General features: G+C 72.7%; 22 protein-coding genes. 15 read left to right on the top strand and 7 right to left on the bottom strand.

Annotated elements, in window-relative coordinates; genetic code table 11:
• Window positions 1–66 precede the first annotated feature (66 nt).
• Window positions 67–1,869: a chitinase gene (locus tag AB5J51_RS12925; RefSeq protein ID WP_369780252.1), complete on the top strand. Its 1,803-nt coding sequence runs from the start codon at window positions 67–69 to the stop codon at window positions 1,867–1,869.
• A gap of 21 nt (window positions 1,870–1,890) precedes the next feature.
• Here the strand turns inward: AB5J51_RS12925 and AB5J51_RS12920 are convergent, their stop codons facing one another.
• The 3 genes from AB5J51_RS12920 to gabT form a co-directional block, all read right to left on the bottom strand.
• Window positions 1,891–2,343, bottom strand: coding sequence for a hypothetical protein (locus AB5J51_RS12920; RefSeq protein WP_369777757.1), 453 nt, complete (start codon window positions 2,341–2,343; stop codon window positions 1,891–1,893).
• Between the two features lie 40 nt (window positions 2,344–2,383).
• Window positions 2,384–3,154 (bottom strand): phosphatase PAP2 family protein, encoded by a 771-nt coding sequence (locus AB5J51_RS12915; RefSeq protein WP_369777756.1) that lies wholly within the window; start codon window positions 3,152–3,154, stop codon window positions 2,384–2,386.
• A 133-nt stretch (window positions 3,155–3,287) separates the two neighbouring features.
• Window positions 3,288–4,634, bottom strand: coding sequence for a 4-aminobutyrate--2-oxoglutarate transaminase (gene gabT / locus AB5J51_RS12910; RefSeq protein WP_030298357.1), 1,347 nt, complete (start codon window positions 4,632–4,634; stop codon window positions 3,288–3,290).
• 250 nt (window positions 4,635–4,884) lie between these two features.
• On the opposite strand from gabT, the gene AB5J51_RS12905 reads away from it, so the two are divergent.
• From AB5J51_RS12905 to AB5J51_RS12855, 11 genes are all read left to right on the top strand, one after another.
• Window positions 4,885–6,996 carry an ATP-binding protein gene (locus AB5J51_RS12905; protein ID WP_369777755.1) on the top strand — a complete coding sequence of 704 codons (2,112 nt, stop codon included), beginning with the start codon at window positions 4,885–4,887 and terminating at the stop codon, window positions 6,994–6,996.
• Window positions 6,997–7,095: 99 nt separating this feature from the next.
• Window positions 7,096–8,676 (top strand): PucR family transcriptional regulator, encoded by a 1,581-nt coding sequence (locus tag AB5J51_RS12900; RefSeq protein WP_053786166.1) that lies wholly within the window; start codon window positions 7,096–7,098, stop codon window positions 8,674–8,676.
• Window positions 8,677–8,834: 158 nt separating this feature from the next.
• The gene (locus AB5J51_RS12895) at window positions 8,835–10,280 is read left to right on the top strand and encodes an aldehyde dehydrogenase family protein (RefSeq protein ID WP_030298348.1); all 1,446 of its coding nucleotides are present in this window, start codon (window positions 8,835–8,837) and stop codon (window positions 10,278–10,280) included.
• Window positions 10,281–10,685: 405 nt separating this feature from the next.
• Entirely contained in the window at window positions 10,686–12,629 is a 1,944-nt protein-coding gene (locus AB5J51_RS12890; protein WP_133896740.1) for an acyl-CoA dehydrogenase family protein, read from the top strand.
• A 77-nt stretch (window positions 12,630–12,706) separates the two neighbouring features.
• A complete protein-coding gene (locus AB5J51_RS12885; RefSeq protein ID WP_159047163.1) occupies window positions 12,707–14,059 on the top strand; it encodes a hypothetical protein in 1,353 nt (450 codons plus the stop codon).
• Between the two features lie 20 nt (window positions 14,060–14,079).
• A complete protein-coding gene (gene dxr / locus AB5J51_RS12880; RefSeq protein WP_053786168.1) occupies window positions 14,080–15,333 on the top strand; it encodes a 1-deoxy-D-xylulose-5-phosphate reductoisomerase in 1,254 nt (417 codons plus the stop codon).
• Window positions 15,330–16,631, top strand: coding sequence for an RIP metalloprotease (locus tag AB5J51_RS12875; RefSeq protein WP_053786169.1), 1,302 nt, complete (start codon window positions 15,330–15,332; stop codon window positions 16,629–16,631). Before dxr ends, AB5J51_RS12875 begins: the two co-directional genes overlap by 4 nt.
• A gap of 175 nt (window positions 16,632–16,806) precedes the next feature.
• A complete protein-coding gene (ispG, locus tag AB5J51_RS12870; protein ID WP_030298338.1) occupies window positions 16,807–17,964 on the top strand; it encodes a flavodoxin-dependent (E)-4-hydroxy-3-methylbut-2-enyl-diphosphate synthase in 1,158 nt (385 codons plus the stop codon).
• A 167-nt stretch (window positions 17,965–18,131) separates the two neighbouring features.
• On the top strand, window positions 18,132–18,974 hold the full coding sequence (locus AB5J51_RS12865; RefSeq protein ID WP_053786170.1) for a DUF4081 domain-containing GNAT family N-acetyltransferase: 843 nt from the start codon (window positions 18,132–18,134) through the stop codon (window positions 18,972–18,974).
• Window positions 18,975–19,074: 100 nt separating this feature from the next.
• A complete protein-coding gene (locus AB5J51_RS12860) occupies window positions 19,075–19,647 on the top strand; it encodes a GNAT family N-acetyltransferase (protein ID WP_030298335.1) in 573 nt (190 codons plus the stop codon).
• Between the two features lie 43 nt (window positions 19,648–19,690).
• Window positions 19,691–21,388: a proline--tRNA ligase gene (locus AB5J51_RS12855; protein ID WP_136225884.1), complete on the top strand. Its 1,698-nt coding sequence runs from the start codon at window positions 19,691–19,693 to the stop codon at window positions 21,386–21,388.
• A gap of 27 nt (window positions 21,389–21,415) precedes the next feature.
• Here AB5J51_RS12855 and AB5J51_RS12850 read toward each other — a convergent pair whose 3' ends face one another.
• From AB5J51_RS12850 to AB5J51_RS12835, 4 genes are read right to left on the bottom strand one after another with little or no spacing between them, the layout of a single operon-like run.
• The gene (locus AB5J51_RS12850; RefSeq protein ID WP_136225883.1) at window positions 21,416–22,471 is read right to left on the bottom strand and encodes a slipin family protein; all 1,056 of its coding nucleotides are present in this window, start codon (window positions 22,469–22,471) and stop codon (window positions 21,416–21,418) included.
• A 43-nt stretch (window positions 22,472–22,514) separates the two neighbouring features.
• Complete coding sequence (locus AB5J51_RS12845) at window positions 22,515–23,417, bottom strand: aminoglycoside phosphotransferase family protein (RefSeq protein WP_053786173.1); 903 nt, start codon at window positions 23,415–23,417, stop codon at window positions 22,515–22,517.
• 16 nt (window positions 23,418–23,433) lie between these two features.
• On the bottom strand, window positions 23,434–23,892 hold the full coding sequence (locus AB5J51_RS12840; RefSeq protein ID WP_369777754.1) for a ferritin-like domain-containing protein: 459 nt from the start codon (window positions 23,890–23,892) through the stop codon (window positions 23,434–23,436).
• Complete coding sequence (locus AB5J51_RS12835) at window positions 23,889–24,494, bottom strand: hypothetical protein (protein ID WP_240805462.1); 606 nt, start codon at window positions 24,492–24,494, stop codon at window positions 23,889–23,891. Before AB5J51_RS12835 ends, AB5J51_RS12840 begins: the two co-directional genes overlap by 4 nt.
• Before the next feature lie 114 nt (window positions 24,495–24,608).
• On the opposite strand from AB5J51_RS12835, the gene rimP reads away from it, so the two are divergent.
• The 3 genes from rimP to AB5J51_RS12820 all read left to right on the top strand — a co-directional run bounded on the left by rimP (window position 24,609) and on the right by AB5J51_RS12820 (window position 26,526).
• Window positions 24,609–25,106: a ribosome maturation factor RimP gene (gene rimP, locus AB5J51_RS12830; protein ID WP_053786175.1), complete on the top strand. Its 498-nt coding sequence runs from the start codon at window positions 24,609–24,611 to the stop codon at window positions 25,104–25,106.
• Window positions 25,107–25,108: 2 nt separating this feature from the next.
• Window positions 25,109–26,119, top strand: a complete 1,011-nt coding sequence (nusA, locus tag AB5J51_RS12825; protein WP_030298321.1) for a transcription termination factor NusA — start codon at window positions 25,109–25,111, stop codon at window positions 26,117–26,119.
• Between the two features lie 119 nt (window positions 26,120–26,238).
• On the top strand, window positions 26,239–26,526 hold the full coding sequence (locus tag AB5J51_RS12820; RefSeq protein ID WP_078622365.1) for a YlxR family protein: 288 nt from the start codon (window positions 26,239–26,241) through the stop codon (window positions 26,524–26,526).
• Window positions 26,527–26,602: the final 76 nt, after the last annotated feature.

Raw genomic sequence — 26,602 nt, 5'->3', positions numbered from 1 at the left:
CGCTGCCGCCTCACCGGCGGCCTGGCTCCATCCCCCCATGTTCCGGAGGCAGTTGTGCGCAGACCTGTGTCCCTCTTCACCGCGGCCGCCCTCGCGGTGGCCGGGTTCCTCGCCGCGGGCCAGTCCGCCGCCGCGGTCGACGCCGACCTCGCCCGCAACGGCGGCTTCGAAGCCGGACTCGACGGCTGGAGCTGCTCGGCGGGCAGCGGCGCCGTCGTCACCGCCCCCGTCCACGGCGGCGGTTCCGCCCTCAAGGCCACCCCGGCCGGCCAGGACAACGCCCGCTGCTCCCAGACCGTCACCGTCAAGCCGGACTCGACGTACACGCTCGGTGCCTGGGTGCAGGGCGCGTACGTCTACCTCGGCGCGGCCGGGACCGGTACCACCGACGTGTCCACCTGGACGCAGACCCCGGGCGCCTGGAAGCAGCTGAGCACGACGTTCCGTACGGGCGCGGCCACCACCTCGGTGACGATCTACACGCACGGCTGGTACGGCCAGCCCGCCCACCTCACGGACGACGTCACGCTCGTCGGCCCCGACCCGGGCGGCTCCGGACCCGGCCAGCCCCAGCCCCCGGCCGCCCCCACCGGCCTGACCGCTTCCGGCGCCACCTCGAGCAGCCTGAACCTCTCCTGGTCGGCCGCGTCCGGCGCCACCTCGTACAAGCTCCACCGGGACGGCGCCGCGCCCGTGAGCGTCACCGGGACCTCGGCGACCGTCACCGGGCTCGCCCCGTCCACCTCGTACACCTTCCAGGTCAGCGCGGTGAACGCGGCCGGCGAGTCCGCGAGGAGCGCCCCCGTCTCCGCCTCCACGACGAGCGGCGGCGGCAACCCGGGCGACCCGGGACTGCCGGCCCACGCCCTGGTCGGGTACCTGCACGCGAGCTTCGCCAACGGCTCCGGCTACGTCCGGATGGCCGACGTCCCGGCCTCCTGGGACGTCATCAACCTCGCCTTCGGCGAGCCGACGTCGGTGACCTCGGGGGACATCCGCTTCTCGCTCTGCCCCGTCAGCGAGTGCCCGAACGTGGAGTCCGCGGCCGAGTTCAAGGCCGCCATCAAGGCCAAGCAGGCCGCGGGCAAGAAGGTGCTGATCTCGATCGGCGGCCAGAACGGCCAGGTCCAGCTCGCCACCACGGCCGCCCGCGACACCTTCGTGTCCTCCGTCAGCAAGATCATCGACGGGTACGGGCTCAACGGGCTCGACATCGACTTCGAGGGCCACTCGCTCTCGCTCGCGACGGGCGACACCGACTTCCGCGCCCCGACCACCCCGGTGATCGTCAACCTGATCTCCGCCGTCAAGACGCTGAAGGCCAAGTACGGCCCGGACTTCGTCCTGACCATGGCCCCGGAGACCTTCTTCGTCCAGCTCGGCCACCAGTACTACGGGCCCGGCCCCTGGGGCGGCCAGGACCCGCGCGCCGGCGCCTACCTCCCGGTCATCCACGCCCTGCGCGACGACCTCACCCTGCTCCACGTCCAGGACTACAACTCGGGCCCGATCATGGGCCTCGACAACCAGTACCACTCCATGGGCGGGGCGGACTTCCACATCGCCATGACCGACATGCTGCTCACCGGCTTCCCGGTCGCGGGCAACACCGCGCGCGTCTTCCCGCCGCTGCGGCCGGAGCAGGTGGCGATCGGCCTCCCGGCCACGACCAACGCGGGCAACGGCCACACCTCGCCCGCCGAGGTGAACAAGGCGCTGGACTGCCTGACGAAGAAGACCGACTGCGGGACCTACCGGACGCACGGCACCTGGCCCGCCCTGCGCGGCCTGATGACCTGGTCGATCAACTGGGACCGCTTCGGCGGCTGGGAGTTCTCGAAGAACTTCGACGCCTACTTCGGCGGCTAGGGGGGAGCCGCCGGACACCCCCTAGTCCCCGGAGGAGCCGTGGAAGCCGATGTGGGTGGGCTGCCCGTCCGTGTACAGCAGGACGTACAGCCCGCTCCACCGCAGGTCCGCCTCGCCCAGCAGGCTTTCCGTGTACTCCTCGTGGCTCATCGCCCGCTCCGCCCGTGCGAGTGCCCCCTCGTACTGGGCCACGGTCGGCCGGTCCGTCCCGAAGTGGTGGAGCAGCCGGTCGGCCGCGAGGGGACGGACGGCGCCGTCCTCCTCCTCCGGGCCGGGGGCGACCCGTACGACGTCGAGGATCGTGTGCGTGCCCTGCGTACCCATGAACTCGTGGTCGGCCCACAGCGCGGCCAGGTCCGGGTAGTCGTCCATCTCCCCGAACTCCTCCGCGAACACCCGCTCCTGAAGGGCGCTCAGTGATGCCTCGACGCTGCCCTCGTACTCCGTGACGTAGTCCCACCCGCTGGCACCCATCGCGCCACCCCTCCCTCGCCGATACGGAACGGGTGTCAGGCTAGGCGGAGGGTCTGACAGCGCGGCGTACGGCGTGGGCGACGGCCAGCAGCAGGGGCGCGCACAGGAAGCAGCTGGCCAGTACGTCCAGGGGCCAGTGCCAGCCGCGCAGGATCAGGCCGGTGGCCGTGGCGGCGGTCAGGACGAGCGCGGCGGCCATCGGCCACGCGCGGCGCGTGTACGGGCCGATCAGCAGGGCCGCGCCGATGTACGCGACGGCGGAGGTGGCCGTGTGGCCCGAGGGGTAGTAGCCGGCGGCCCACGGCTCCAGGGGCCCCGGGCGGGCGGTCCACTCCTTCAGCGGCACGATCACGGCCGGGACCAGGGCCATCGCCAGCCCTGCCGTCAGCGCCGGGACCCAGGCCCGGGAGCGCCGGACGGAGTACGCCATCGCCAGCACCAGGACCGGCACGGCGACCGGGACGTTGCCGAGGTCGGAGAGGCGCTCGGTGACGGAGTCGGGGACCGTACGGACCAGGGCGCGGCTGAGGCTCTCGTCCGGCGTGAGCAGCGGACCCGCGACCAGTACCTGCCAGGTCGTCAGGGCGAGCCCCAGCAGGGAGAGAAGGAGGAGGATGGCCGGCCGTCCCGGAACAGGGGGGATGGTTCCGGGACGGCCGCCCGGATCGGGTTGCCGAGCGCCCCGGGGGGTTTGGGGCGAACGGCCGTCCGATCGGTGAGGAGTGTGCGCGAACGCAGGCCCAGTGCGGCGCTGGGGAAGCCCGGTACTGGTGTCGCCCCCGGTTTCCCGGGAGCGGGGTGTCTCACTCATCTGCAGAAACCGTACGGCAGCGGAAAGGGGACCGACAGCAGGATCGCGCTCCTGCCATCGGCCCCCCACATCTTCTTCACAGCGTCCGCCCGTTACCGGGGGTACCGGCGGGCTCCCGTGTTCGGAAGGTCGCTCAGACGTCCGTGCCGATGGCCGCGAACGCCGCCTCGATGAGGTCCAGGCCCTCGTTCAGCAGGTCCTCGCCGATGACGATCGGGGGGAGGAAACGGAGCACGTTGCCGTAGGTGCCACAGGTGAGGACGAGCAGGCCCTCGGCGTGGCAGGCCTTGGCGAGCGCGCCGGCCGCCTCCGGGAACGGGGTCTTGGACACCGGGTCCTTGACCAGCTCGATCGCGATCATGGCGCCGCGGCCGCGGATGTCGCCGATGATGTCGTACTTCTCCTGCATGGCCGTCAGACGGGTCTTCATGACGGACTCGATCTTCTTCGCCGCGGCGTTGAGGTCGAGCTCCTTCATGGTCTCGATGGAGCCCAGCGCACCGGCGCAGGCCACCGGGTTGCCGCCGTACGTGCCGCCCAGACCGCCCGCGTGCGCGGCGTCCATGATCTCGGCGCGGCCGGTCACGGCGGCGAGCGGCAGACCGCCCGCGATGCCCTTGGCGGTGGTGATCAGGTCCGGGACGATGCCCTCGTCCTCGCACGCGAACCACTGGCCGGTGCGGCAGAAGCCGGACTGGATCTCGTCGGCGACGAAGACGATGCCGTTCTCGTTGGCGAACTTCACGATCGCCGGCAGGAAGCCCTTGGCCGGCTCGATGAAGCCGCCCTCGCCGAGGACCGGCTCGATGATGATCGCGGCGACGTTGTCGGCGCCGATCTGCTTGGTGATCTGGTCGATCGCCTGGGCGGCGGCCTCGGGGCCGCAGTTCTCGGCGCCGGTGGGCCAGCGGTAGCCGTAGGCGACCGGGACGCGGTAGACCTCGGGGGCGAACGGGCCGAAGCCGTTCTTGTACGGCATGTTCTTCGCCGTCAGCGCCATCGTGAGGTTGGTGCGGCCGTGGTAGCCGTGGTCGAAGACGACGACGGCCTGGCGCTTGGTGTACGCACGGGCGATCTTGACGGCGTTCTCGACGGCCTCGGCGCCGGAGTTGAACAGCGCCGACTTCTTCGCGTGGTCACCCGGGGTCAGCTCGGCCAGCGCCTCGCAGACCTCGACGTAGCCCTCGTACGGCGTGACCATGAAGCAGGTGTGCGTGAAGTCCGCGAGCTGCGCGGAGGCGCGGCGCACGACGGCCTCGGCGGAGGCGCCGACGGAGGTCACGGCGATGCCGGAACCGAAGTCGATCAGACGGTTGCCGTCGACGTCCTCGATGATGCCGCCGCCGGCGCGGGCCGTGAAGACGGGGAGCACGGAGCCCACGCCGCCGGCGACCGTCTCGAGACGGCGGGCCTGCAGCTCCTGCGACTTGGGGCCGGGGATCGCGGTGACGATCTTGCGCTCCTGCGGGACAGCGGTCATGGAGGGCTCCTGGGGGGGTGTTTTCGGACGCACTTGTGTCTTTGTCCGCAGGCTAGGCCCGGGGGAGGGGGTACGGCATGCTCCGTTCGGGAGTGGTGCCCGCGTGTCCTTGTCCGTGACGGCCATAGGAAGGACCCGCCGCCTGTCTTGTGGACGCTGCGGAGACAGGGGCTCGTACGGGGCCCACGGCCGCCTCCGGGCAACTACATTGAGCGACGCAGCGCAGGCACGGGCAGGGGGCAGGGGTTTCATGGACACCGACGGCACGTACGGCACGGACGAGAAGCGCCCGCCGCGCGCCGGGCACGTCCCGCGCCCCGCCGGCCCGCCACCCTCACTCCCGCCGAAGCCCGCCCACGCCCCCGCCGGTTCCGCCCCGTCCCTCGCCGACTGGCTGCGCACCCCGCGCAGTTCCGACGGGCCCGGCGTGTGGACGTACGGACACGTGCCGCGCGCCGCCGAGGAGCCCGAGCGGACCCCGACCCGGCAGCTGATCAGCGGTGCGCTGATCGCCCTGCTCGCCGGGCTGCTGCTGTGGTCCCTGCTCTGGAACGGCTACCTGGGCGGCTTCTGGCTCTGGCCGCTCTACATGTTCACGCCCGACTCCTGGGCCGGGAAGCTGCCCTCCGTGGTGGCCTCGTACATCTGGTACGGCCTGGTCATCGCCATCCTGGCCGTCGGTTTCGGGCGGCTCGGCCGCTGGCCCGAACTGGCCCGCCGCATGCTCCGCAGCCGAGCCGTACAGGCGGTGCAGGCGGCCGTCCCGGCCCGGCCCGAGGAGGGCGGTCCCGACGATCCCGTGGGGTGGCCCCAGGTGCGGGGCGCCGGGTTGGGGGAGACCGCCGACCGGCTCGGGGCCGAGGTCGGGGCCGGGCGGATGAACGACGTCGACTACGCGCGGATCCGGCGCGCCTGGGAGTCCGTACGGGCCGAGCCCGCACGGGCCACCGCCTTCGCCGACGCCGTGCGCGACAAGGGCGCGGGCGCCTGCGTCCACCCGTCAGGGGCCCGGGACCTGCCCGTCCGGGCCGCGCGGCACGACCTGCTGGCCCGGCAGGTGCTGCTCGGCACGGTCGACGACAGCGAGCGCAACCCGTACGGCCGGCGCGGCACGCGCCTGGCCCTCGACCCCGCCGTGCTCGGCACCTCGCTGCTCGCCGTCGGCCCGTCCGGCGCGGGCAAGACCCGGCAGCTGGTGCGGCCCGTCGTCGAATCGCTCGCCCTCCAGGCGCTGGCCGGACAGGCCGCCGTCATCGCCGTCGCCTCGGCCGGCGCCCAGCTCGGGCCGGACACCGCGTACGACGTCGTGGTCCGCGTCGGCGACCCCGACTCCGTCTACGACCTCGACCTCTACGGCGGCACCACCGACGCCGACGAGGCGGCCACCCTGCTCGCCGAGGCCTTCGTCGGCGACGTCCCCGGCCTGGAGGTACGCCGGGCCGCGACGGCCCTCGCCCAGCTGCTCGGCCCGTTCCGCGCGGCGTACGGCCGCTTCCCCGCCGTGCCCGAACTGCGCGAACTGCTCGACCGGGTACCCGAGGCCCTCGGCGGACTGCGTACCGACCTCGAAGCCGCCGGACAGCAGGTGATGCTCCGCGAACTCGACGCACGCGAACGGCAGTACGCGGCCCAGGGCGACCCGGGACCCGCCCTCGCGGACCGGGTGGCCCTCCTCGACCGGCCCGCCTTCGCCGGCTTCTTCGACACCACCGGACAGGGGCGGCCCTTCTCGCTGCGCGCCCTGGAACACCCGCTGCGCGTCCGCATCGACCTGCCCGAGCGCGGGCACGCCGACGCCTCCCGGATCCTGGCCCGGCTGCTGCTCGCGCAGTTCAACGCCTCCGCCGCCGCCCGCGCCGACCGGTCGCTGTTCGCGTTCCTCGCCTTCGACGACGCCTCCCACACCCTGACCCCGCAGACCGTGCGGGGCCTGCAGCGGCTGCGCTCGGCGAACGCGGGCGTACTGCTGACGCTGCGCACGCTGGACGACGTACCGGAGGCGCTGCGCACTCCGCTGCTCGGGGCGGTCGGCTGCCGGATGGCCTTCTCCGGGGTCACCACCTGGGACGGCAAGCGCTTCGCCGAGGCCTGGGGCACCGAGTGGGTGGAGACGCGCGACGTCACCCACCGGACCGTCTTCGCCGACCAGCCGCTGACCCGGGCCATCCACGCCTTCCGCAAGCTGGTCACCGGCAAGGCCGTGACCACGGACGCGGTGACCGTGCGCCAGGTGGAGCGGGAGCGGTGGTCGGCCTCCGAGCTGGCGCACGCCGTACCGCCCGGGTACGCGGTGCTCTCGCTGACCTCGGTCCGCGGCGAGCGGGCGGCTCCGCTGCTGGTCCGGCTGGCCGCGACGGGCTGAGCCGACCCGTACGAGGTGGCAGAATCGAGGGGAGTCGTTCATACGACAAGGCGAAATTCCGCGCCGCGCCCCTCCTTCCTCTAAGGCCCCTGGTACCCGATGCCGCTCACCCTCGCCTCGCTCGTCCAGCACTCGGCGCTCAAGCTCAGCGTCCGGGCGGGGGAGAGCCGCCTGGACACCCCCGTCCGCTGGGCCCACGTCAGCGAGCTCGCCGACCCCGTCCCCTATATGGAGGGCGGGGAACTGCTCCTGATCACCGCGATGAAGCTGGACGCCGAGGATCCGCAGGAGATGCGCCGGTACGTACGCCGCCTCGCCGCGGCCGGGGTCGTCGGCATCGGCTTCGCCGTCGGCGTGAACTACGAGGCGGTCCCGGAGGCCCTGGTCGAGGCCGCCCGGGCCGAGGACCTGCCACTGTTGGAGGTGCCGCGCAGGACCCCGTTCCTCGCGATCAGCAAGGCCGTCTCCGCGGCCCTCGCCGCGGACCAGTACCGCGCGGTGACCGCCGGATTCGAGGCCCAGCGGGAGCTGACCCGGGCCGCGCTGTCCGCCGACGGCCCCGCCGAGCTGCTGGCGAAACTGGCGGCGCACGTGCACGGCTGGGCCGCCCTGTACGACACCTCGGGCGCGGTGGTCGCCGCCGCCCCGGAATGGGCCGCGCGGCGGGCCGCCCGGCTGACCCCCGACGTGGAGCGGCTGCGGGAGCGGCCGGCGCCGGCGAGCGCGGTGGTGGGCGGCTCGGAGGACCGGGTCGAGCTCCAGTCGCTGGGGACGGGCCGGCGGGCCCGCGGCGCGCTCGCCGTCGGCACCGGGGCCCCGCTGGGCACGGCCGAGCGGTACGCCGTGCACTCGGCGGTGGCGCTGCTGACCCTGACCACCGAGCGCTCGAGGTCGCTGCACGACGCGGAGTCCCGGCTGGGGGCGGCGGTGCTGCGGATGCTGCTGGACGGGGAGGCCGAGCACGCCCGGGCCGTGGCCGGGGACTTGTACGGGGCGCTGCTGGAGGCGCCGTTCCGGCTGATCGTGGCGGAGCCGGCGCTGCCGGGGACGGCGCAGCCGGAGGGCCTGGCACTGCTGGCCGACGCCGTCGAGTCGGCGGCGGCCCGTGCGGGGGAGGCGCTGCTGGTGGTGCCGGAGCCGGGGCGGCTGGTGGTGCTGGCGGCCGACGGGGGCTCCGCGGTGCAGGCGTGCGCGGACCACGCGGAGGCCCTGGAATCGCGGCGCGGACGGGAGACGACGGGTCCGGAGCCGGACGAGCTGGTGGTCGGCCTGTCCGCCGCCGCGGTGCCTGCTGGGGTGGCGGCGGCGTTCAAGCAGGCCGACCAGGCGCTGGCCGTGGCCCGGCGGCGAGGGCGGCCGATGGTGGAACACGAGGACCTGGCGGCGGGGTCGGTCCTCCCGCTGCTGGCGGATGAAGCGGTACGGGCGTTCGCGGACGGCACCCTGCGGGCGCTGCGCGAGCACGACGAGAAGGGGCGGGGGGATCTGGTGGCTTCGCTGCAGGCGTGGCTGTCGCGGCACGGGCAGTGGGACGCGGCCGCCGCCGACCTGGGCGTGCACCGGCACACGCTGCGGTACCGGATGCGGCGGGTGGAGGAGATCCTGGGTCGCTCCCTGGACGACCCGGACGTCCGCATGGAGCTGTGGCTCGCCCTCAAGGCCACCTCGCCCGCGGCGTAGCCCCGGGCCGCCGCGCAGCGGGACCGGGGCGGCGACACTGACAAAGCGGCGTGGGCAAGGCTCTGCACACTCCACCCCGGCTAAACGCCGAAACCCGGACGGAGTCCTACGGTGGAGGGGACAAGGACCCCGCACACACTCGAAGGGCCGGGATTCGCATGACTTCCACCCACGCCTTCTGGCTCGCCGGCCGCCAGGCCACCGGCGAGGACAGCTTCGACGTCCACTCCCCGTGGGACAACCGGCTCGTCGGCACGGTCAGCGTGCCCACCGACGCCCAGGTCGAAGAGGCCGTGGCCGCGGCGTACGCCGTGACGGCCGAGTTCTCCGCGACTCCCGCCCATGTCCGTGCCGCCGCCCTGGACCACGTGTCCAAGCGGCTCGTCGAGCGCACCGAGGAGATCGCCCAGCTGATCTCCGCCGAGAACGGCAAGCCCATCAAGTGGGCCCGCGGTGAGGTCGGCCGTGCGGTGTCCGTGTTCCGTTTCGCCGCCGAAGAGGCCCGCCGCTTCAACGGCGGAGAGGCCCAGCGCCTCGACACCGACGCCGGTGGCGTCGGCCGTCTCGCCCTGACCCGCCGCTTCGTCAAGGGCCCGGTCCTCGGCATCGCGCCGTTCAACTTCCCGCTGAACCTGTGCGCCCACAAGGTGGCCCCGGCCATCGCCGTCGGCGCGCCGATCATCCTGAAGCCGGCCCCGGCCACCCCGCTCTCCGGCCTGATCCTCGGTGAGCTGCTCGCCGAGACCGACCTCCCGGCCGGTTCCTGGTCGGTCCTGCCGGTCGCCAACGACAAGATGCCGGCCCTGGTGAAGGACGAGCGCCTGCCCGTCATCTCCTTCACCGGCTCCGACAAGGTCGGCTACGCCATCCAGCAGTCGGTGCCCCACAAGCACTGCACCCTGGAGCTCGGCGGCAACGCCGCCGCCGTGGTCCTGGACGACTGGTCCTCCGAGGCCGACCTCGACTGGGCCGCGACCCGTATCGCGACCTTCTCGAACTACCAGGCCGGCCAGTCCTGCATCTCCGTGCAGCGCGTGATCGCCGACGCCGCCGTCTACGACCGCCTCGTCGAGAAGGTCGTCGCGAAGGTCCAGGCCCAGGTCACCGGCGACCCGTCCGACTCCGCGACCGACGTCGGCCCCCTCGTCTCCGAGGACGCCGCCAAGCGGGTCGAGTCCTGGGTCGACGAGGCGATCTCCGCCGGAGCCAAGCTGCTCACCGGTGGCAAGCGCGAGGGTGCCTCGTACGAGCCGACCGTCATCGCCGACCTGCCCGCCGACACCACCCTCGCCGTCGAGGAGGTCTTCGGGCCGGTGCTGACGCTGACGAAGGTCGAGAACACCGACGAGGCCTTCGCCGCCGTCAACGACTCGAAGTTCGGCCTGCAGACCGGCGTCTTCACCCGGAACATCCAGACCGCGTTCCGCGCCCACCGCGAGCTCGAGGTCGGCGGTGTGATCGTCGGCGACGCGCCGTCCTACCGCGCCGACCAGATGCCGTACGGCGGCGTCAAGCAGTCGGGTGTCGGCCGCGAGGGCGTCCGCTACGCGATGGACGACTACACGTACGAGCGGGTCCTGGTTCTGACCGGCCTCGACATCTGATTCTCGTACGGCCCAAAGCCGACGGCCGGAGCCTACTGTGCGGGGGCTCCGGCCGTCCCCCTTTTCTTTGCGGCTCGGTTCGCCTCTTTCTTTGCGGCTCGGTTCGCCTCCGGGGGCGCTGATGCCGGCTCCAGAAGACCGTGCGTCCTCGAAACGGCTCGTTCCTCGCCGTTTCTCCGGGCGCTCGGCCTTCTTCGCCGGCGCGCCCCCTTCGGCTCACTCGCCGGGGTGCGGGTGGCACGCCCCCTTCGGATCACTCGGCAGGCGGTAGCCGCCCGGGCGGGCTGGATTTCCCTCACTCGGACCGTCCCGGCTTTTCCCGGAGGGCCGGACCGGGTACGACTCACAGGTAGCACCGGCCAGTAGGCCGGTACCACCGACTCCGGCGGCGAGGTGAGTCCCCTCATGTCCGCAACACAGCCCGCACAGCCCAAGGTGACCGAGCGCGAGGCACGGCAGGTCGCGGAAGCGGCCCGGGAACAGGACTGGCGCAAGCCCAGCTTCGCCAAGGAACTCTTCCTGGGGCATTTCCGGCTCGACCTGATCCACCCGCACCCGATGCCGGCGGACGAAGACGTCCGGCGCGGCGAGGCCTTCCTGGCCCGGCTGCGGGCGTTCTGCGAGACCGAGATCGACGGTGCGCGCATCGAGCGCGAAGCCAAGATCCCCGACGAGACCGTGCGCGGGCTCAAGGAGCTCGGCGCCCTCGGCATGAAGATCGATCCCAAATACGGCGGCCTGGGCCTCACCCAGGTGTACTACAACAAGGCGCTGGCCCTCGTCGGGTCGGTCAGCCCCGCCATCGGAGCCCTGCTCTCGGCGCACCAGTCGATCGGCGTCCCGCAGCCGCTGAAGATGTTCGGCACGCAGGAGCAGAAGGAAACCTTCCTGCCGCGCTGCGCGACCACCGCCATCAGCGCCTTCCTGCTCACCGAGCCGGACGTCGGCTCCGACCCGGCGCGCCTGGCCACCACCGCCGTCCCCGAGGGCGAGGACGCGTACGTCCTCGACGGGGTGAAGCTCTGGACCACCAACGGGGTCGTCGCGGACCTGCTGGTGGTGATGGCCCGCGTCCCGAAGTCGGAGAACCACCGCGGTGGCATCACCGCGTTCGTCGTCGAGGCCGATTCCCCCGGGATCACCGTCGAGCACCGCAACGCCTTCATGGGCCTGCGCGGCCTGGAGAACGGCGTCACCCGCTTCCACCGGGTCCGGGTGCCCGCCTCGCAGCGCATCGGCGCCGAGGGCGCCGGGCTGAAGATCGCGCTGACCACCCTGAACACCGGCCGACTGTCCCTGCCCGCCATGTGCGTCGGCGCCGGGAAGTGGTGCCTGAAGATCGCCCGCGAATGGTCCGCCGTCCGCGAGCAGTGGGGCCGCCCGGTCGCCAAGCACGAGGCCGTGGGCGCCAAGATCTCCTTCATCGCCGCCACCACCTTCGCCCTCGAAGCCGTCGTCGACCTGGCCTCCCAGATGGCCGACGAGGACCGCAACGACATCCGCATCGAGGCCGCCCTCGCCAAGCTCTACGGCAGCGAGATGGCCTGCCTGATGGCCGACGAGCTCGTCCAGATCCGCGGTGGGCGCGGCTTCGAGACCGCCGAGTCGCTGGCCGCCCGCGGCGAGCGCGCCGTCCCCGCCGAGCAGATGCTGCGCGACCTGCGCATCAACCGGATCTTCGAGGGCTCCACCGAGATCATGCACCTGCTGATCGCCCGCGAGGCCGTCGACGCCCACCTGTCGGTCGCCGGCGACCTCATCGACCCCGAGAAGGCGCTCGGCGACAAGGCCAAGGCCGGAGCCCGCGCCGCCGGGTTCTACGCCCGCTGGCTGCCCAAGCTCGCCACCGGCCCCGGCCACGTCCCCGGCGCGTACCGCGCCTTCCACCCGGGCGGCCACCCCGACCTCTCCGTCCACCTGCGCTACGTCGAGCGCAGCGCCCGCAAACTCGCCCGGTCCACGTTCTACGCGATGTCCCGCTGGCAGGGCCGCATGGAGACCAAGCAGGGCTTCCTCGGCCGGATCGTCGACATCGGCGCCGAACTCTTCGCGATGAGCGCGGCCTGCGTGCGCGCCGAGCACCTGCGCGCCTCCGGGGAACACGGCCGCGAGGCCTACCAGCTGGCCGACGTCTTCTGCCGGCAGTCCCGGATCCGCGTCGAAGAGCTCTTCGGCCGGCTCTGGTCCAACACCGACGACCTGGACCGCAAGGTCGTCGCCGGGGTGCTCTCCGGCACCTACACCTGGCTCGAGGAGGGCGTGCTCGACCCCTCCGGCGACGGCCCCTGGATCGCCGACGCCACCCCCGGCCCGTCGACTCAGAAGAACGTCCACCGCCCCATCCGCTGACCTGCGATCATCGCCGGGTGCCCGTCAGGCGTACGACACTGGCGACAGGGAACCCGGGGAAGCGGATGCATGTGAACGTGGACAGGGAGAGCCGACGGCTCGCCTGGTGCGTGGCGCTCCTGCTGCGCCACGCACCGGACGCCGTCGCCTCCGATCTCCTCGGGCGGCTCGACGCGCCCACCCGCCGGTTCCTGTGCCGGGACGAGTACCTGCCGGCCTCCGCCGTCACCCTGCTGCTGCGCGAGGGCACCGACGAGGACCGCCGCACCATCGCCCGCAGCCCCCAGGTGCACGGCCGCCCCCTGCCCGGCCTGCCCGGCCCCGCGCGGTACGCGGCCCGCCCCGGCCCCTCGCCTGAGCTGCTCGCCACCCTCGGCACCGAGCTCGGCCGCCCGATCGGGCCGCCGTCGACCGGCGTGGGGCCCGGCGGGCCGCCGCTGACCGGCCCCGAGCTCATCGGACTGCTGCGCCGGCACGGCAGCCGCCGCCCGCGGATCCCGCTCGACATCCTGGCCCTCCCGTACGAGCTCGACCCCGAGACCCTGCTGAGCGAGCACGCCCGCGCCCCGCTGCCGCCCGGCTCCGTGGAGGCCCTGCTGCTCGTCGCCGATCTGGACCGGCGGGCCCGGCTCGCGCTGCTCGACACCCGCGCGCAGGCCTCGTACGGCCCGGGATGGCACCGGCCGGCGGTCCGCGCCGTCCGGACCGGCACCCTGACCTTCGACGAGCTCGCGGCGGCCGTCGCACCGGCCCACCGGGCGCTGCTCCTCGGGCAGGCCCACGCCGCCGGCGGCCTCGGCTGGAACCTGGCCGAGTGGGCGGGGATGCGCTCCGCCCTGTTGCGGGTGCTGCGCCCGGCACTCGGCGACGACCCCCGGCTCTGGGCCGAGCTGCAGCGGCACGCCCCCGGATTCGAGGGGACCCTGCCCGAGCTGGCGGCCGCGGTCGCCGCCGGGGCCGCAGCGCCGCCGCAGCCGCAGGCCCCGATACCCGGGCTCGCCGAGGCGGTGGACGCCCTCGCGCCGGGATCCCCGTGGGAGCCGGACGACAGCGTGAACCGCGAGCTGGCCCTCGCGAGCCTCGGGGTGCCCAATGCCATGGGCGATCTGCGCGAGGACGTCCGGTGGGTCCGCGCCTGCCTCGACGACGGGATCCTGGCCGGCGCCGACGTGATCCGGCACAAGGCCCCCGCCGCGTGGGCCCTGGACGAGGGCCACTGGCTGGGCGAGATGGACCACCCCGACCGCCACGACCACCATCCGGCGGTGCTCGCCGCCCGCGCCGAGGCGGACCGGCTGTTCGAAACCGCCCTCGGCGGCGACACCGACGCCTGGTGGCGGGCCGCCCGCGCGCTCCCGGACTTCGCCGGGACCCTGCCCGAACTGCTCGCCGGCGCCGTTCACGGGGACTCCGTGTCCAACCGCTTCTGAGTTGCGGCAACAATGGGGGCATGAGCGACCGCCCAGCCCCCCTCGCCGATCCGCACCTCCTCTTCGACCCCGCGGCCGGCCGGCGGGACATCGTCATCCTCGGATCCACCGGGTCCATCGGTACCCAGGCCATCGACCTCGCCCTGCGCAACCCCGACCGGTTCCGGGTGACCGCGCTGTCCGCCGCCGGCGGGCGCGTCGGGCTGCTGGCCGAGCAGGCCCGGCAGCTGCGCGTGAACACGGTGGCCGTGGCCCGCGAGGACGTCGTACCGGCCCTGAAGGAGGCGCTGGACGCCCAGTACGGCGCCTCCGAGCCGCTGCCCGAGATCCTGGCCGGGCCCGACGCGGCGACCGAGCTCGCTGCCTCCGAGTGCCACACCGTCCTCAACGGCATCACCGGTTCCATCGGCCTCGCGCCGACCCTCGCCGCGCTGCGGGCGGGCCGCACCCTGGCCCTGGCCAACAAGGAGTCGCTGATCGTCGGCGGCCCGCTGGTCAAGGCCCTCGCGAAGCCCGGTCAGATCATCCCGGTCGACTCCGAGCACGCGGCCCTGTTCCAGGCCCTCGCCGCCGGCACCCGGGCCGATGTCCGCAAGCTCGTGGTCACCGCCTCCGGCGGGCCCTTCCGCGGCCGTACCCGCGCCGAGCTGGCGGGCGTCACCGTCAAGGACGCCCTCGCGCACCCGACCTGGGCCATGGGCCCGGTGATCACCATCAACTCGGCGACCCTGGTCAACAAGGGGCTGGAGGTCATCGAGGCGCACCTGCTCTACGACATCCCCTTCGACCGCATCGAGGTCGTGGTCCATCCGCAGTCGTACGTCCACTCGATGGTGGAGTTCTCCGACGGCTCCACGCTCGCCCAGGCCACCCCGCCGGACATGCGCGGCCCCATCGCGATCGGCCTCGGCTGGCCCGAGCGCGTCCCGGACGCGGCCCCCGCTTTCGACTGGACCAAGGCGTCGACCTGGGAGTTCTTCCCGCTGGACACCGAGGCCTTCCCCTCGGTGGGACTGGCCCGGCACGTGGGCACCCTGGGCTCCACCGCCCCCGCGGTGTTCAATGCGGCGAACGAGGAGTGCGTCGAGGCGTTCCTGGCCGGTCGGCTGCCGTTCACAGCAATCATGGATACGGTCTCTGCCGTGGTCGATGAGCACGGGACGCCGGACGCGGGAACTTCTCTCACGGTCGCAGACGTCCTCGAAGCGGAGACCTGGGCCAGGGCCCGGGCACAGGAGATGGCGGCCCGGGCCGCCGTGGAGGCGCGCGCATGACAGCACTCATGACGGTGCTCGGAATACTCATCTTCGTATTCGGGCTGCTCGTCTCCATCGCCTGGCACGAGCTCGGCCACCTCTCGACGGCCAAGCTCTTCGGCATCCGCGTGCCCCAGTACATGGTCGGCTTCGGCCCGACCATCTGGTCGCGCCACAAGGGCGAGACCGAGTACGGGATCAAGGCCATCCCGATGGGCGGCTACATCCGCATGATCGGGATGTTCCCGCCCGGCGAGGACGGCAAGGTGACCGCCCGGTCGACCTCGCCGTTCCGTTCGATGATCGAGGACGCGCGCTCGGCGGCGTACGAGGAGCTCCAGCCCGGCGACGAGACGCGGCTGTTCTACACGCGCAGGCCGTGGAAGCGCGTGATCGTGATGTTCGCGGGCCCGTTCATGAACCTGGTGCTGGCACTGGCGATCTTCTTCGGCGTCTGGATGAGCTTCGGGATCAACCAGACGACCACGCAGGTCGCGAGCGTCTCGCCGTGCGTCATCCAGCAGAGCGAGAAGCGCGAGATCTGCAAGGCCGGCGACCCGGTCGCCCCGGCCAAGGCCGCCGGCCTGCTCGCCGGGGACCGGATCGTGGCGTTCAACGGTCACAAGGTGGCCGACTGGGCCGCCCTGCAGAAGCAGATCCGCGACACCGTCGGCCCCGCCACCGTCACGGTCGTCCGGGACGGGAAGCAGCAGTCCCTGCCGGTCAAGCTCATCGAGAACAAGGTCGCCAAGACGGACGGCCACGGCGGGTACGTCAAGGGCGAGTACGTGACGGCCGGCTGGCTCGGCTTCAGCCCGAAGAGCGAGATCGCCCCGCTGTCCTTCGGCCAGTCCGTGGACCACATGGGCGAGGTCGTCGACAACAGCGTCCAGGGGCTGCTCAAGCTGCCCGCCAAGATCCCGGCCCTGTGGGACGCGGCGTTCAGCGGAGCCGAGCGCGAGCCCGACTCCCCGATGGGCATCGTCGGCGCGGCCCGGATCAGCGGCGAGATCGCCACCCTGGACATCCCGGCCGAGCAGCGGCTGGTGTTCTTCCTCCAGCTCGTCGGGTTCTTCAACCTCTCGCTGTTCCTGTTCAACATGCTCCCCCTGCTCCCGCTCGACGGCGGGCACATCGCGGGCGCCCTGTGGGAGTCGGTCCGGCGGACGGTGGCCCGGGTCTTCCGGCGCCCCGACCCCGGCCCGTTCGACGTGGCGAAGCTGATGCCCGCCGCGTACGTGGTGGCCGGCGTGTTCGTCTGCTTCACGCTGCTCGTCCTCGTGGCCGACGTGGTGAACCCGATCAAGATCACCTAGTACGTCCGCATGCGCGTCAGCCGTACGGAGAGCCGGGCACGCTTCGTGCCCGGCTCCCTACGTTCGGGTGTTCCGGGCCCTCGGATGCAAGGGCCGCCCCGTGGTTGGCGTAATCTCGAAGCCTGGAGCCCGCCGATCTCGGGACCTTGATCCACACCTTGGGGTTGCACAGCAGATGACTGCCATCTCTCTCGGAATGCCGGCCGTGCCGACGAAGCTTGCCGACCGCAGGGTCAGCCGCAAGATCCAGGTCGGTTCGGTGGCCGTCGGTGGCGACGCACCCGTTTCGGTGCAGTCGATGACCACCACCCGAACCTCCGACATCGGCGCCACGCTCCAGCAGATCGCCGAGCTGACCGCCTCCGGCTGCGAGATCGTCCGCGTGGCCTGCCCGACCCAGGACGACGCCGACGCCCTCGCCGTCATCGCGAAGAAGTCGCAGATCCCGGTCATCGCCGACATCCACTTCCAGCCCAAGTACGTGTTCGCCGCGATCGACGCCGGCTGCGCCGCCGTCCGCGTGAACCCGGGCAACATCAAGCAGTTCGACGACAAGGTCAAGGAGATCGCGAAGGCCGCCAACGACGCGCGCACTCCGATCCGCATCGGCGTCAACGCCGGCTCCCTCGACGCCCGGCTGCTCAAGAAGTACGGCAAGGCCACCCCCGAGGCGCTCGTCGAGTCCGCGCTCTGGGAGGCCTCCCTCTTCGAGGAGCACGGCTTCAGCGACATCAAGATCTCGGTCAAGCACAACGACCCGGTCGTCATGGTCAACGCCTACCGCCAGCTCGCCGCCCAGTGCACGTACCCGCTGCACCTCGGCGTCACCGAGGCCGGCCCCGCCTTCCAGGGCACCATCAAGTCCGCCGTCGCCTTCGGTGCGCTGCTCTCCGAGGGCATCGGCGACACCATCCGCGTCTCCCTCTCGGCCCCGCCGGTCGAGGAGGTCAAGGTCGGCATCCAGATCCTGGAGTCGCTGAACCTCAAGCCGCGCCGCCTGGAGATCGTCTCCTGCCCGTCCTGCGGCCGCGCCCAGGTGGACGTGTACAAGCTGGCCGAGGAGGTCACGGCGGGCCTCACCGGCATGGAGGTCCCGCTGCGCGTCGCCGTCATGGGCTGCGTCGTCAACGGCCCGGGAGAGGCCCGCGAGGCCGACCTCGGTGTCGCCTCCGGCAACGGCAAGGGCCAGATCTTCGTGAAGGGCGAGGTCATCAAGACCGTCCCCGAGTCGAAGATCGTGGAGACCCTCATCGAAGAGGCGATGAAGATCGCCGAGCAGATGGAGAAGGACGGCGTGATGTCCGGCGAGCCCACCGTCGCCATCGGCGTCTGAGCACCCCGGGCGCCCCGGCGGCGCCCCGCACGCACACCGGCCCCGGCCCCGTTCCCGCAGCTCGCGGGCGGGGCCGGGGCTTTTTCGTGACCCGTGGGACCGGGCATCCTCCGGTGGCGGCGGGTACAGTGCGGAGATCAGCAGACTTGTATGGTGAGGCCCCAGTGTTGACGCAGACCACCACCCGGGTCCTTGAGCCCAGTGATCTCGACGCCGCCCTCGAAGTCCTCGGACGCGAGCCGGTCGAGAACGCCTTCGTCACCTCCCGGGTCCAGGTCGCCGGCCTCGACCCGTGGCGCCTGGGCGGCGAGATGTGGGGCTACTACGCCGACGGGGAGCTGCGCTCCCTCTGCTACGCCGGCGCCAACCTCGTCCCCGTCTGCGCCGACTCCGACGCCGTCCGCGCCTTCGCCGACCGGGCCCGCCGCACCGGCCGCCGCTGCTCCTCCATCGTCGGCCCCGCCGAGGCCACCCGGCTGCTGTGGCGGCTCCTGGAGCCCAGCTGGGGACCCGCCCGCGACATCCGCTCCCACCAGCCGCTCATGGTCACCGAGCAGGCGTCCGCGGACGTGCGCCCCGACCCGCTGGTGCGGCGCATCCGCAAGGACGAGATGGACCTGATCATGCCCGCCTGCGTGGCCATGTTCACCGAGGAGGTCGGCGTCTCGCCGCTGGCGGGCGACGGCGGTCTGCTCTACCAGGCCCGGGTCGCCGAGCTGGTCGGCACCGGCCGCTCCTTCGCCCGCATCGAGGACGGCAAGGTCGTCTTCAAGGCGGAGATCGGCGCCGCGACCGCCAGGGCCTGCCAGATCCAGGGCGTTTGGGTGGACCCCGAGTTCCGCGGCCGAGGGCACTCCGAGACCGGGATGGCGGCCGTCGTCGAGTTCGCGCTGCGCGATGTCGCGCCCGTGGTCAGCCTGTACGTCAACGACTTCAACACCGCGGCCCGTGCCGCCTACCGCCGCGTCGGCTTCCGCGAGGTGGGCGCGTTCATGAGCGTGCTCTTCTGAACGCGCCGCTCGCGCGGCCCGGCCCCGCGGGCTGGTCCCCCACCCGCGGGGTTGGGGGCCGTACGGACGGGGGCGGGGGGTGCCCAGTAAGGTCGGCCGCATGCTGCCTACCCCCGGGGGCGACGACCCCGACCGGCCCGCCGGACTCCGCATCGGTCCCCTCGACCTCGCCGACCGCGTGGACGAGGCGCTGCGCGTGCAGGCCGTGGCCTTCGGGCTGAGCGAGGAGGAGGTCGGCATCCGGCGCTACATCGTGCAGCGCCACATGACCTGCCGCGGAGCCCGCGCCCTCGGCGCGTTCACCGAGGACGGCGCCCTCGCCGGGTTCGTGTACGGGATGCCGAACGACCGGGCGTACTGGTGGTCCTCGGTCGTCGAGCCGTACCTGCGGGCCGAGGGGCACGACGGCTGGCTCGACGGTGCCTTCGTCATCACCGAGCTGCACGTCCACCCCGGCTTCCAGGGCCACGGCGTCGGCCGCACCCTCATCACCCGGCTCACCGACGCCGCCGAGGAGCCCCGCTCCATCCTCTCCGCCATCGACACCGAGAGCCCGGCCCGCGGGCTCTACCGGGCCCTCGGCTACACGGACCTGGCCCGACAGGTGCACTTCCCGAGCGCGAGCCTCCCGTACGCCGTGATGGGGGCCCCGCTGCCGCTGCGCCGCCCCTGAAACGGGTTTCCGGGGGGCCGGGTGCCCCGGGTAGCCTCCCGTCATGTCATCGCAACACGTGCAGCGCATGTCCCGTCTCATGGCCAAGACCCTCCGCGAGGACCCGGCCGACGCGGAGACCCTCAGCCACCGGCTCCTCGTCCGCGCCGGATACGTCCGCCGCAGCTCCGCGGGCGTGTGGATCTGGCTGCCGCTCGGCAAGAAGGTCCTCGACAACGTCTCGCGCATCGTCCGCGAGGAGATGGACGCCATCGGGGCCCAGGAGGTGCTGCTCCCGGCGCTGCTGCCGAAGGAGCCGTACGAGGTCAGCGGGCGCTGGTCGGAGTACGGGGACCTGCTCTTCCGGCTCAAGGACCGCAAGGGCGCGGACTACCTGCTCGGCCCCACCCACGAGGAGATCTTCACCCTCGTGGTGAAGGACCAGTGCACGTCCTACAAGGACCTGCCGGTCATGCTCTACCAGATCCAGACCAAGTACCGCGACGAGGCCCGGCCGCGGTCCGGCGTGCTGCGCGGGCGCGAGTTCCAGATGAAGGACTCGTACTCCTTCGACGTGAGCGACGAGGGCCTCGCGGAGTCCTACGCCCTGCACCGGGCCGCGTACCAGCGGATCTTCGAGCGCCTCGGCCTGGACCACCGCATCGTGTCGGCGGTGTCGGGAGCGATGGGCGGCTCGGCGTCGGAGGAGTTCCTGGCGCCCGCGCCGGCGGGCGAGGACACGTTCGTGGACTGCCCGTCCTGCGACTACGCGGCGAACACGGAGGCGGTGACCTTCGCGCTGACCCCGGTGGACGCGGAGCACCCCGCGCTGGAGGAGGTGGACACCCCCGACACCCCGACGATCGAGACGCTGGCGGCGCACCTGGGCGTGCCGGCGTCGGCGACGCTGAAGAACCTCCTGGTGAAGGTCGACGGCGAGATCGTCGCCGTGGGCGTTCCCGGTGACCGGGAGGTCGACCTCGGCAAGCTGGGTGAGCATCTGGCCCCGGCGGTGGTGGAGTTGGTGACGGCCGAGGACTTCGTCGACCGCCCCGACCTGGTACGCGGCTACGTGGGCCCGCAGGGCCTCGGCAAGGTCCGCTACCTGGCCGACCCCCGTGTCGCGCCCGGCACTTCGTGGGTGACGGGGGCCAACCGCGAGCACACGCACGCCCGGAACGTGGTCTGCGGGCGCGACTTCGAGGTGGACCAGTACCTCGACGTGGTCGTCGTCGAGCCCGGCGACCCCTGCCCGCGGTGCGGTGCCGGGCTCCGGCTGGACCGCGCGATCGAGATCGGGCACATCTTCCAGCTGGGCCGCAAGTACGCGGACGCGTTCGGGCTGGACGTGCTGGGCCGGGAGGGCAAGCCGGTGCGGGTCACGATGGGCTCGTACGGGATCGGCGTCTCGCGGGCGGTGGCCGCGCTGGCCGAACAGACCGCCGACGAACGGGGCCTGGCCTGGCCGGCTGCGGTGGCCCCGGCGGACGTCCACGTGGTGGCGGCGGGCAAGGCGGTTCCGCTGGCGCTGGCGGAGCGGGCGGCCGAGGCTCTCGCGGGGTCCGGGCTGCGGGTCCTGCTGGACGACCGGCCGGGCCTGTCCCCGGGCGTGAAGCTCACGGACGCGGAGCTGATCGGGGTCCCGTGGATCCTGGTCGCGGGCCGCCGCTCGGCGGACGAGGTGGTCGAGCTCCAGCACCGCGCCACGGGCACCCGCGAGGAACTCCCCCTGCCCGAAGCCCTGTCCCGCCTGACGGCGTGACGGCGTGACGGCGTGACGGCGTGACGGTCAGCCGGCCTGCGCTTCGTCCGTGCCGGGTGCGCCGGAGTCCCGGGTGACGGCGCCCGGGACCCGGCCCCGCGAGCCGTCCACCGTGGAGCCGGGACCGGGGGAGGCGGTCAGTGACGGGCCGGGGTCCGGGGAGCCGTTCAAGGCGGGGCCGGTGTCCGGCGAGCCGTTCAGCGCAGGCCCGGTCTCCCGCGAGGCGTCCAGCGCCGGTCCGGGGTCCGCCGAGCCGTTCAGCTCGGGGGCGGGGGGCGGCGCGGTGGCGAGTTCCGGGCCGGGGGGCGTGGCCCCCGGGGCCGGCGGGGCAGCGCGTTCCAGGAAGCGGAGGAGCTCCACCGGGAACGGGAGGACCAGCGTGGAGTTCTTCTCCGCAGCCACCGCCACCACCGTCTGCAGCAGCCGCAGCTGAAGCGCCGCCGGCTGCTCCGACATCACCGCCGCCGCCTCGGCCAGCTTCTTCGAAGCCTGAAGCTCCGCATCCGCGTTGATGACCCGTGCCCGCCGCTCGCGGTCCGCCTCCGCCTGCCGTGCCATCGACCGCTTCATCGTCTCCGGCAGTGAGACGTCCTTGATCTCGACCCGGTCGATCTGCACGCCCCACCCCACCGCCGGGCTGTCGATCATCAGCTCCAGGCCCTGGTTCAGCTTCTCGCGGTTGGACAGCAGATCGTCCAGGTCCGACTTGCCGATGATCGAACGCAGCGAGGTCTGCGCCATCTGCGAGACCGCGAAGCGGTAGTCCTCCACCTCGATGATCGCGTTCGCCGGGTCCACGACCTTGAAGTACACGACCGCGTCCACCCGCACGGTGACGTTGTCCCGCGTGATGCCCTCCTGCGCGGGCACCGGCAGCGTCACGATCTGCATGTTCACCTTGTGAAGGCGGTCCACGAACGGAAGGATCATGGTGAAGCCCGGCCCGCGGACGCCCTCCCGCAGGCGGCCGAAGCGGAAGACCAGGCCCCGCTCGTACTGCCGCACCACCCGTGCGGCCACGCCCGCGTACGCCGCGACTCCCACGGCCGCTGCGATTCCCGCTGTCAGCAGTTCCTGGACCATGACGGCCTCCTGCGGGGGCACCTACCCGTATCTACGGTATGCCCTACAACCAGGCCGCGAACTCCAGCAGCAGCTCCGCGTCCCGGCGCCGTCCCGCGGTCAGCGCCCGGTTCCCGGACTCCACCGCGCGGAACAGCGTCCAGCCGCGCAGCCGGTCCCGGTCCACCTCCAGGGAGTCGGCCAGCTTGTTCACCCGGCGCCGGGCGCCCGACGCCCCCGCCGACGACGCGACCTGGTCCTCCAGCCGGTCCCGGACCAGCCGGGCCAGGTCGTACGCACGGTCCCCGACCAGCGGGTCCGGGCCGACCGCCAGCCACGGCGCCCGCTCGCCGGCCAGCACCTTGCCCTGCCGGAAGTTCCCGTGCAGCAGCAGCTCTTCGCCGGGCAGCGCCGTCAGCTCCTCGAGGGCCGCGAGCGCGGCGGACGCCAGCGCCTCGGCCTCCGGCGGGGCCTTGCGCAGCACCTCCGCCTGCTGCGCGGTGCGCTCGGCCACCGTCTCGAACGGGTGCCCGGCCGGTGGGGCCACCCACAGCCTGCGCAGCGTCCCGCTCGCCTCCAGCAGGGCCTTCGCCTCCGGCAGCGACCGCAGCGACACCTCGGGGTGGAGCCGCTCCAGCAGCAGCGCCCCGTCCTCCTCGTGGTGCCGGGTGTCGAGGACCCGTACGGCGCCGAACCCGCCCCAGTGCGCCAGCGCGGCCAGCTCCCGGTCGGGCCGCGCGGACGGGGGAGCCAGCTTCACCGCGGCCGGGGTCCCGTCGGCGTAGCGGACGAGGACGACCAGACTGCTCCGGCCGCCCGGAGCCTGCACCCGCTGGGCCTGCACCCCACGCCGGGCCAGCGCCTCCTCGGCGAGCCGGGGCAACTGCCCCAGCCAGTCCGCGTTCTGCGCCGGATCCGGCGTCTCGCCGAGCGCCCGTACAAGCCGCTGCGGCGGTTCGAAAGCCATGCGTGCGTGATCCCTTTCAGCTGGTCCGGGCTCGTTCTCCGCGTTCCGTGAGCCCAGGGAAGGCTACGCCGACACCACGCCAGCGTGCCGCGCGCACGGCCGCGGCGCTCAGCGCGTCGGCCGCCTCGCGGCGCAGCCGGCCGTCCGCGGCCCGCACCAGATCGGAGTACGCACCCGCCACCCGGTCCTCGATCTCGGCGGCCAGCCGCTCGGCATCGGCCGGGGTGCGCACCTCGAAGGGCAGGGCGTACGCCGCCTCCGCGGGCCGCGGCGAACCGCCCATCTCGCGCACCGTCCGGGCGAGCGCGTCCCGCCGGGACAAGTGGCCGCCGTGCGCCTCGCGGGCCTCGGCAGAGTGCGCGGAGGAGGCGCGCGCTCCGATGACCCCGTAGCCGTACGCGGCCGCGTGCTCGGCGGCGAGCGCCGACTGCGCGGCCTCGAGGGCGCGGTTCGCGGGGGAGGGGTCGGTCTTCACGGCTTGTCTCCCTGGGGCGAGGTCAGCAGGTAGGCGTGTACGGCGCCGCACGCGGCCACCGAGGCCAGCAGCCGGGCCAGCTCCCCGGGAGCCCCGGCCAGGGCGATGGTCCGGGCCTCGGCGAGGCTGCGCTCGGCGTCCGCGAGGGCGGTGAGGGCCTCCTCGGGCTTCGGCGGCACGGGCTCGCCGCTCGGCGCGGGGGCGCCGGCCGGCGCGGACGGGCCGGCAGAGGCGGAGGGCGAGGCGGCGCCCGCGGGCTTGCCGCTCGCGGAGTCCGCGGAGGCCAGTGCCCCGGTGTGCGCGGCGACCGACGCCCGCAGCGGTGCGAGGCGCGCGGCCAGGGCCGGATGGGCGGCGGCGGTGGCGTCGTAACGTTCCAGCAGCCGCACGCTGTCCCGAACGGCTGTTTCGCGCATCCGCCGTTCGAGTGGAACCCCGGCAGCGGTGTCCGACGAGCCGTTCCCGTCGGAACACCCGGTGAGCAGCGCGGTGCCGGCCACACCGGCGGCGCCGGCGAGCAGGCTCCTGCGGGAGAGCCGCAAAGGCGAAGTCCAGGGCACGGCGACGTCCTCGAAGGTGGTGACGGGGCAGGGTGTGATCACCGTACCCGGGGCCCTGTCCCCACGGAGGACGGCAACACCCTCCGCGACCGGATACCCTTTGACCTGACACGCGACGTAAACCACAACAGCACACGCGGCCGAGGAGTCACCCGGATGAGCACCACCCAGAGCGACAGGCTGCGCGGATTGCTGGAGCCGCTCGTCGCCGCCAAGGGCCTGGATCTCGAGGACATCGAGATGTCCAAGGCCGGCAAGCGCCGGATGCTGCGCATCATCGTGGACTCCGACGAGGGCGTGGAACTGGACGCGTGTGCCGAGCTGAGTCGCGAGGTCTCCGACAAGCTCGACGAATCCGATGTGATGGGTGAGGACGAGTACGTCCTCGAAGTGAGCTCGCCGGGCGCCGACCGCCCGCTGACCGAGCACCGTCACTACGTACGGGCGATCGGCCGCCTCGTGAAGTTCCAGCAGGTGGAGGGCGGGGAACTGATCGCCCGCATCCTCGATGTGGACGACGAGGGAATGGACCTCGAGGTTCCGGGCGTGAAGGGCCGCAAGGCGACCGCCCGTCGTATTGCTTTCACCGACATCGCCAAGGCGCGGGTCGAGATCGAGTTCAACCGCAAGGACAAGAAGGAAGAGGAGGCGTAGCCGTGGACATCGACATGAGTGCCCTGCGGGGTCTGGTCCGGGAGAAGGAGATCTCCTTCGACCTGCTCGTCGAGGCGATCGAGTCGGCCCTCCTCATCGCGTACCACCGCACCGAGGGCAGCTTCCGGCGCGCGCGCGTGGAGCTGGACCGCACCAACGGCCACGTCGTCGTGTGGGCGACGGAGGACCCGCGGGACCTGGAGGAGGGGCAGGAGGCCAAGGAGTTCGACGACACCCCGTCGGACTTCGGCCGGATCGCCGCGACGACCGCCAAGCAGGTGATTCTGCAGCGTCTGCGCGACGCCGAGGACGACCTGACCTTCGGCGAGTTCGCCGGCCGTGAGGGCGACGTCATCACCGGTGTCGTCCAGCAGGGCAAGGACCCCAAGAACGTCCTCGTCGACATCGGCAAGCTCGAGGCCATCCTGCCGGTGCAGGAGCAGGTCCCCGGCGAGGAGTACACGCACGGTCTGCGGATCAAGGCGTACGTCGTACGGGTGGCGAAGGGTGTCCGCGGTCCGTCCGTGACGCTGTCGCGCACCCACCCCAACCTGGTGAAGAAGCTCTTCGCGCTGGAGGTCCCGGAGATCGCGGACGGCAGCGTCGAGATCTCGGCGATCGCCCGCGAGGCCGGCCACCGTACCAAGATCGCCGTACGGTCCACCCGCTCGGGCCTCAACCCGAAGGGCGCCTGCATCGGCCCGATGGGCGCCCGTGTGCGCAACGTCATGGCCGAACTGCACGGCGAGAAGATCGACATCGTCGACTGGTCGGACGACCCGGCGGAGATGGTCGCGAACGCGCTGTCACCCGCCCGGGTGAGCAAGGTCGAGGTCGTCGACTGGGACTCGCGCTCCGCCCGGGTGACCGTGCCCGACTACCAGCTGTCGCTGGCCATCGGCAAGGAGGGCCAGAACGCCCGCCTCGCCGCGCGGCTCACCGGCTGGCGCATCGACATCCGCCCCGACACCGAGGTGTCCCCGGACGCCGACCGGGCCCGGGACGGGGAATAAATCCGGTACCCGCCGGAGCTGTCCGGCGGGTAGACAGGATCAAGACAGCAGATCTCGACAACATCCGTTCGATTTTTCGCCCGAAGGGGTGAGGTCGGTGCGGGGAGGTAGACTTAGGCGTGTCTGGCCGGACGCAAGCCCGCGCATGCCCCGAACGCACCTGTGTGGGGTGTCGGGAGCGAGCGGCCAAGAGCGATCTGCTGCGCATCGTGGCGATCGGGGACGAATGCGTCCCTGATCCAAGCGGTACGCTGCCCGGCCGGGGCGCCTATGTGCACCCTGCCGTGGTCTGTCTGGACAAGGCGGTCCGTCGCAGAGCGTTCCCCCGGGCCCTACGGTCCCCGGGAGCACTCGACACGACCGGACTGAGCAAAGCCGTGGCCGTCGTGGCCGAGGCGACACCGTAAGAAGTAGTACGGCACGGATACCCCGTGCGGTCAGGTACCTCGCGAGTTGGAAGTAGGTCGAGATTGCGATGAGCAC

The sequence above is a fragment of the Streptomyces sp. R33 genome (assembly GCF_041200175.1).
Classification (GTDB): domain Bacteria; phylum Actinomycetota; class Actinomycetes; order Streptomycetales; family Streptomycetaceae; genus Streptomyces; species Streptomyces katrae_B.
The sequence above is the reverse complement of the archived record's forward strand: the minus strand, read 5'-3'. Positions and strand labels throughout refer to the sequence as shown.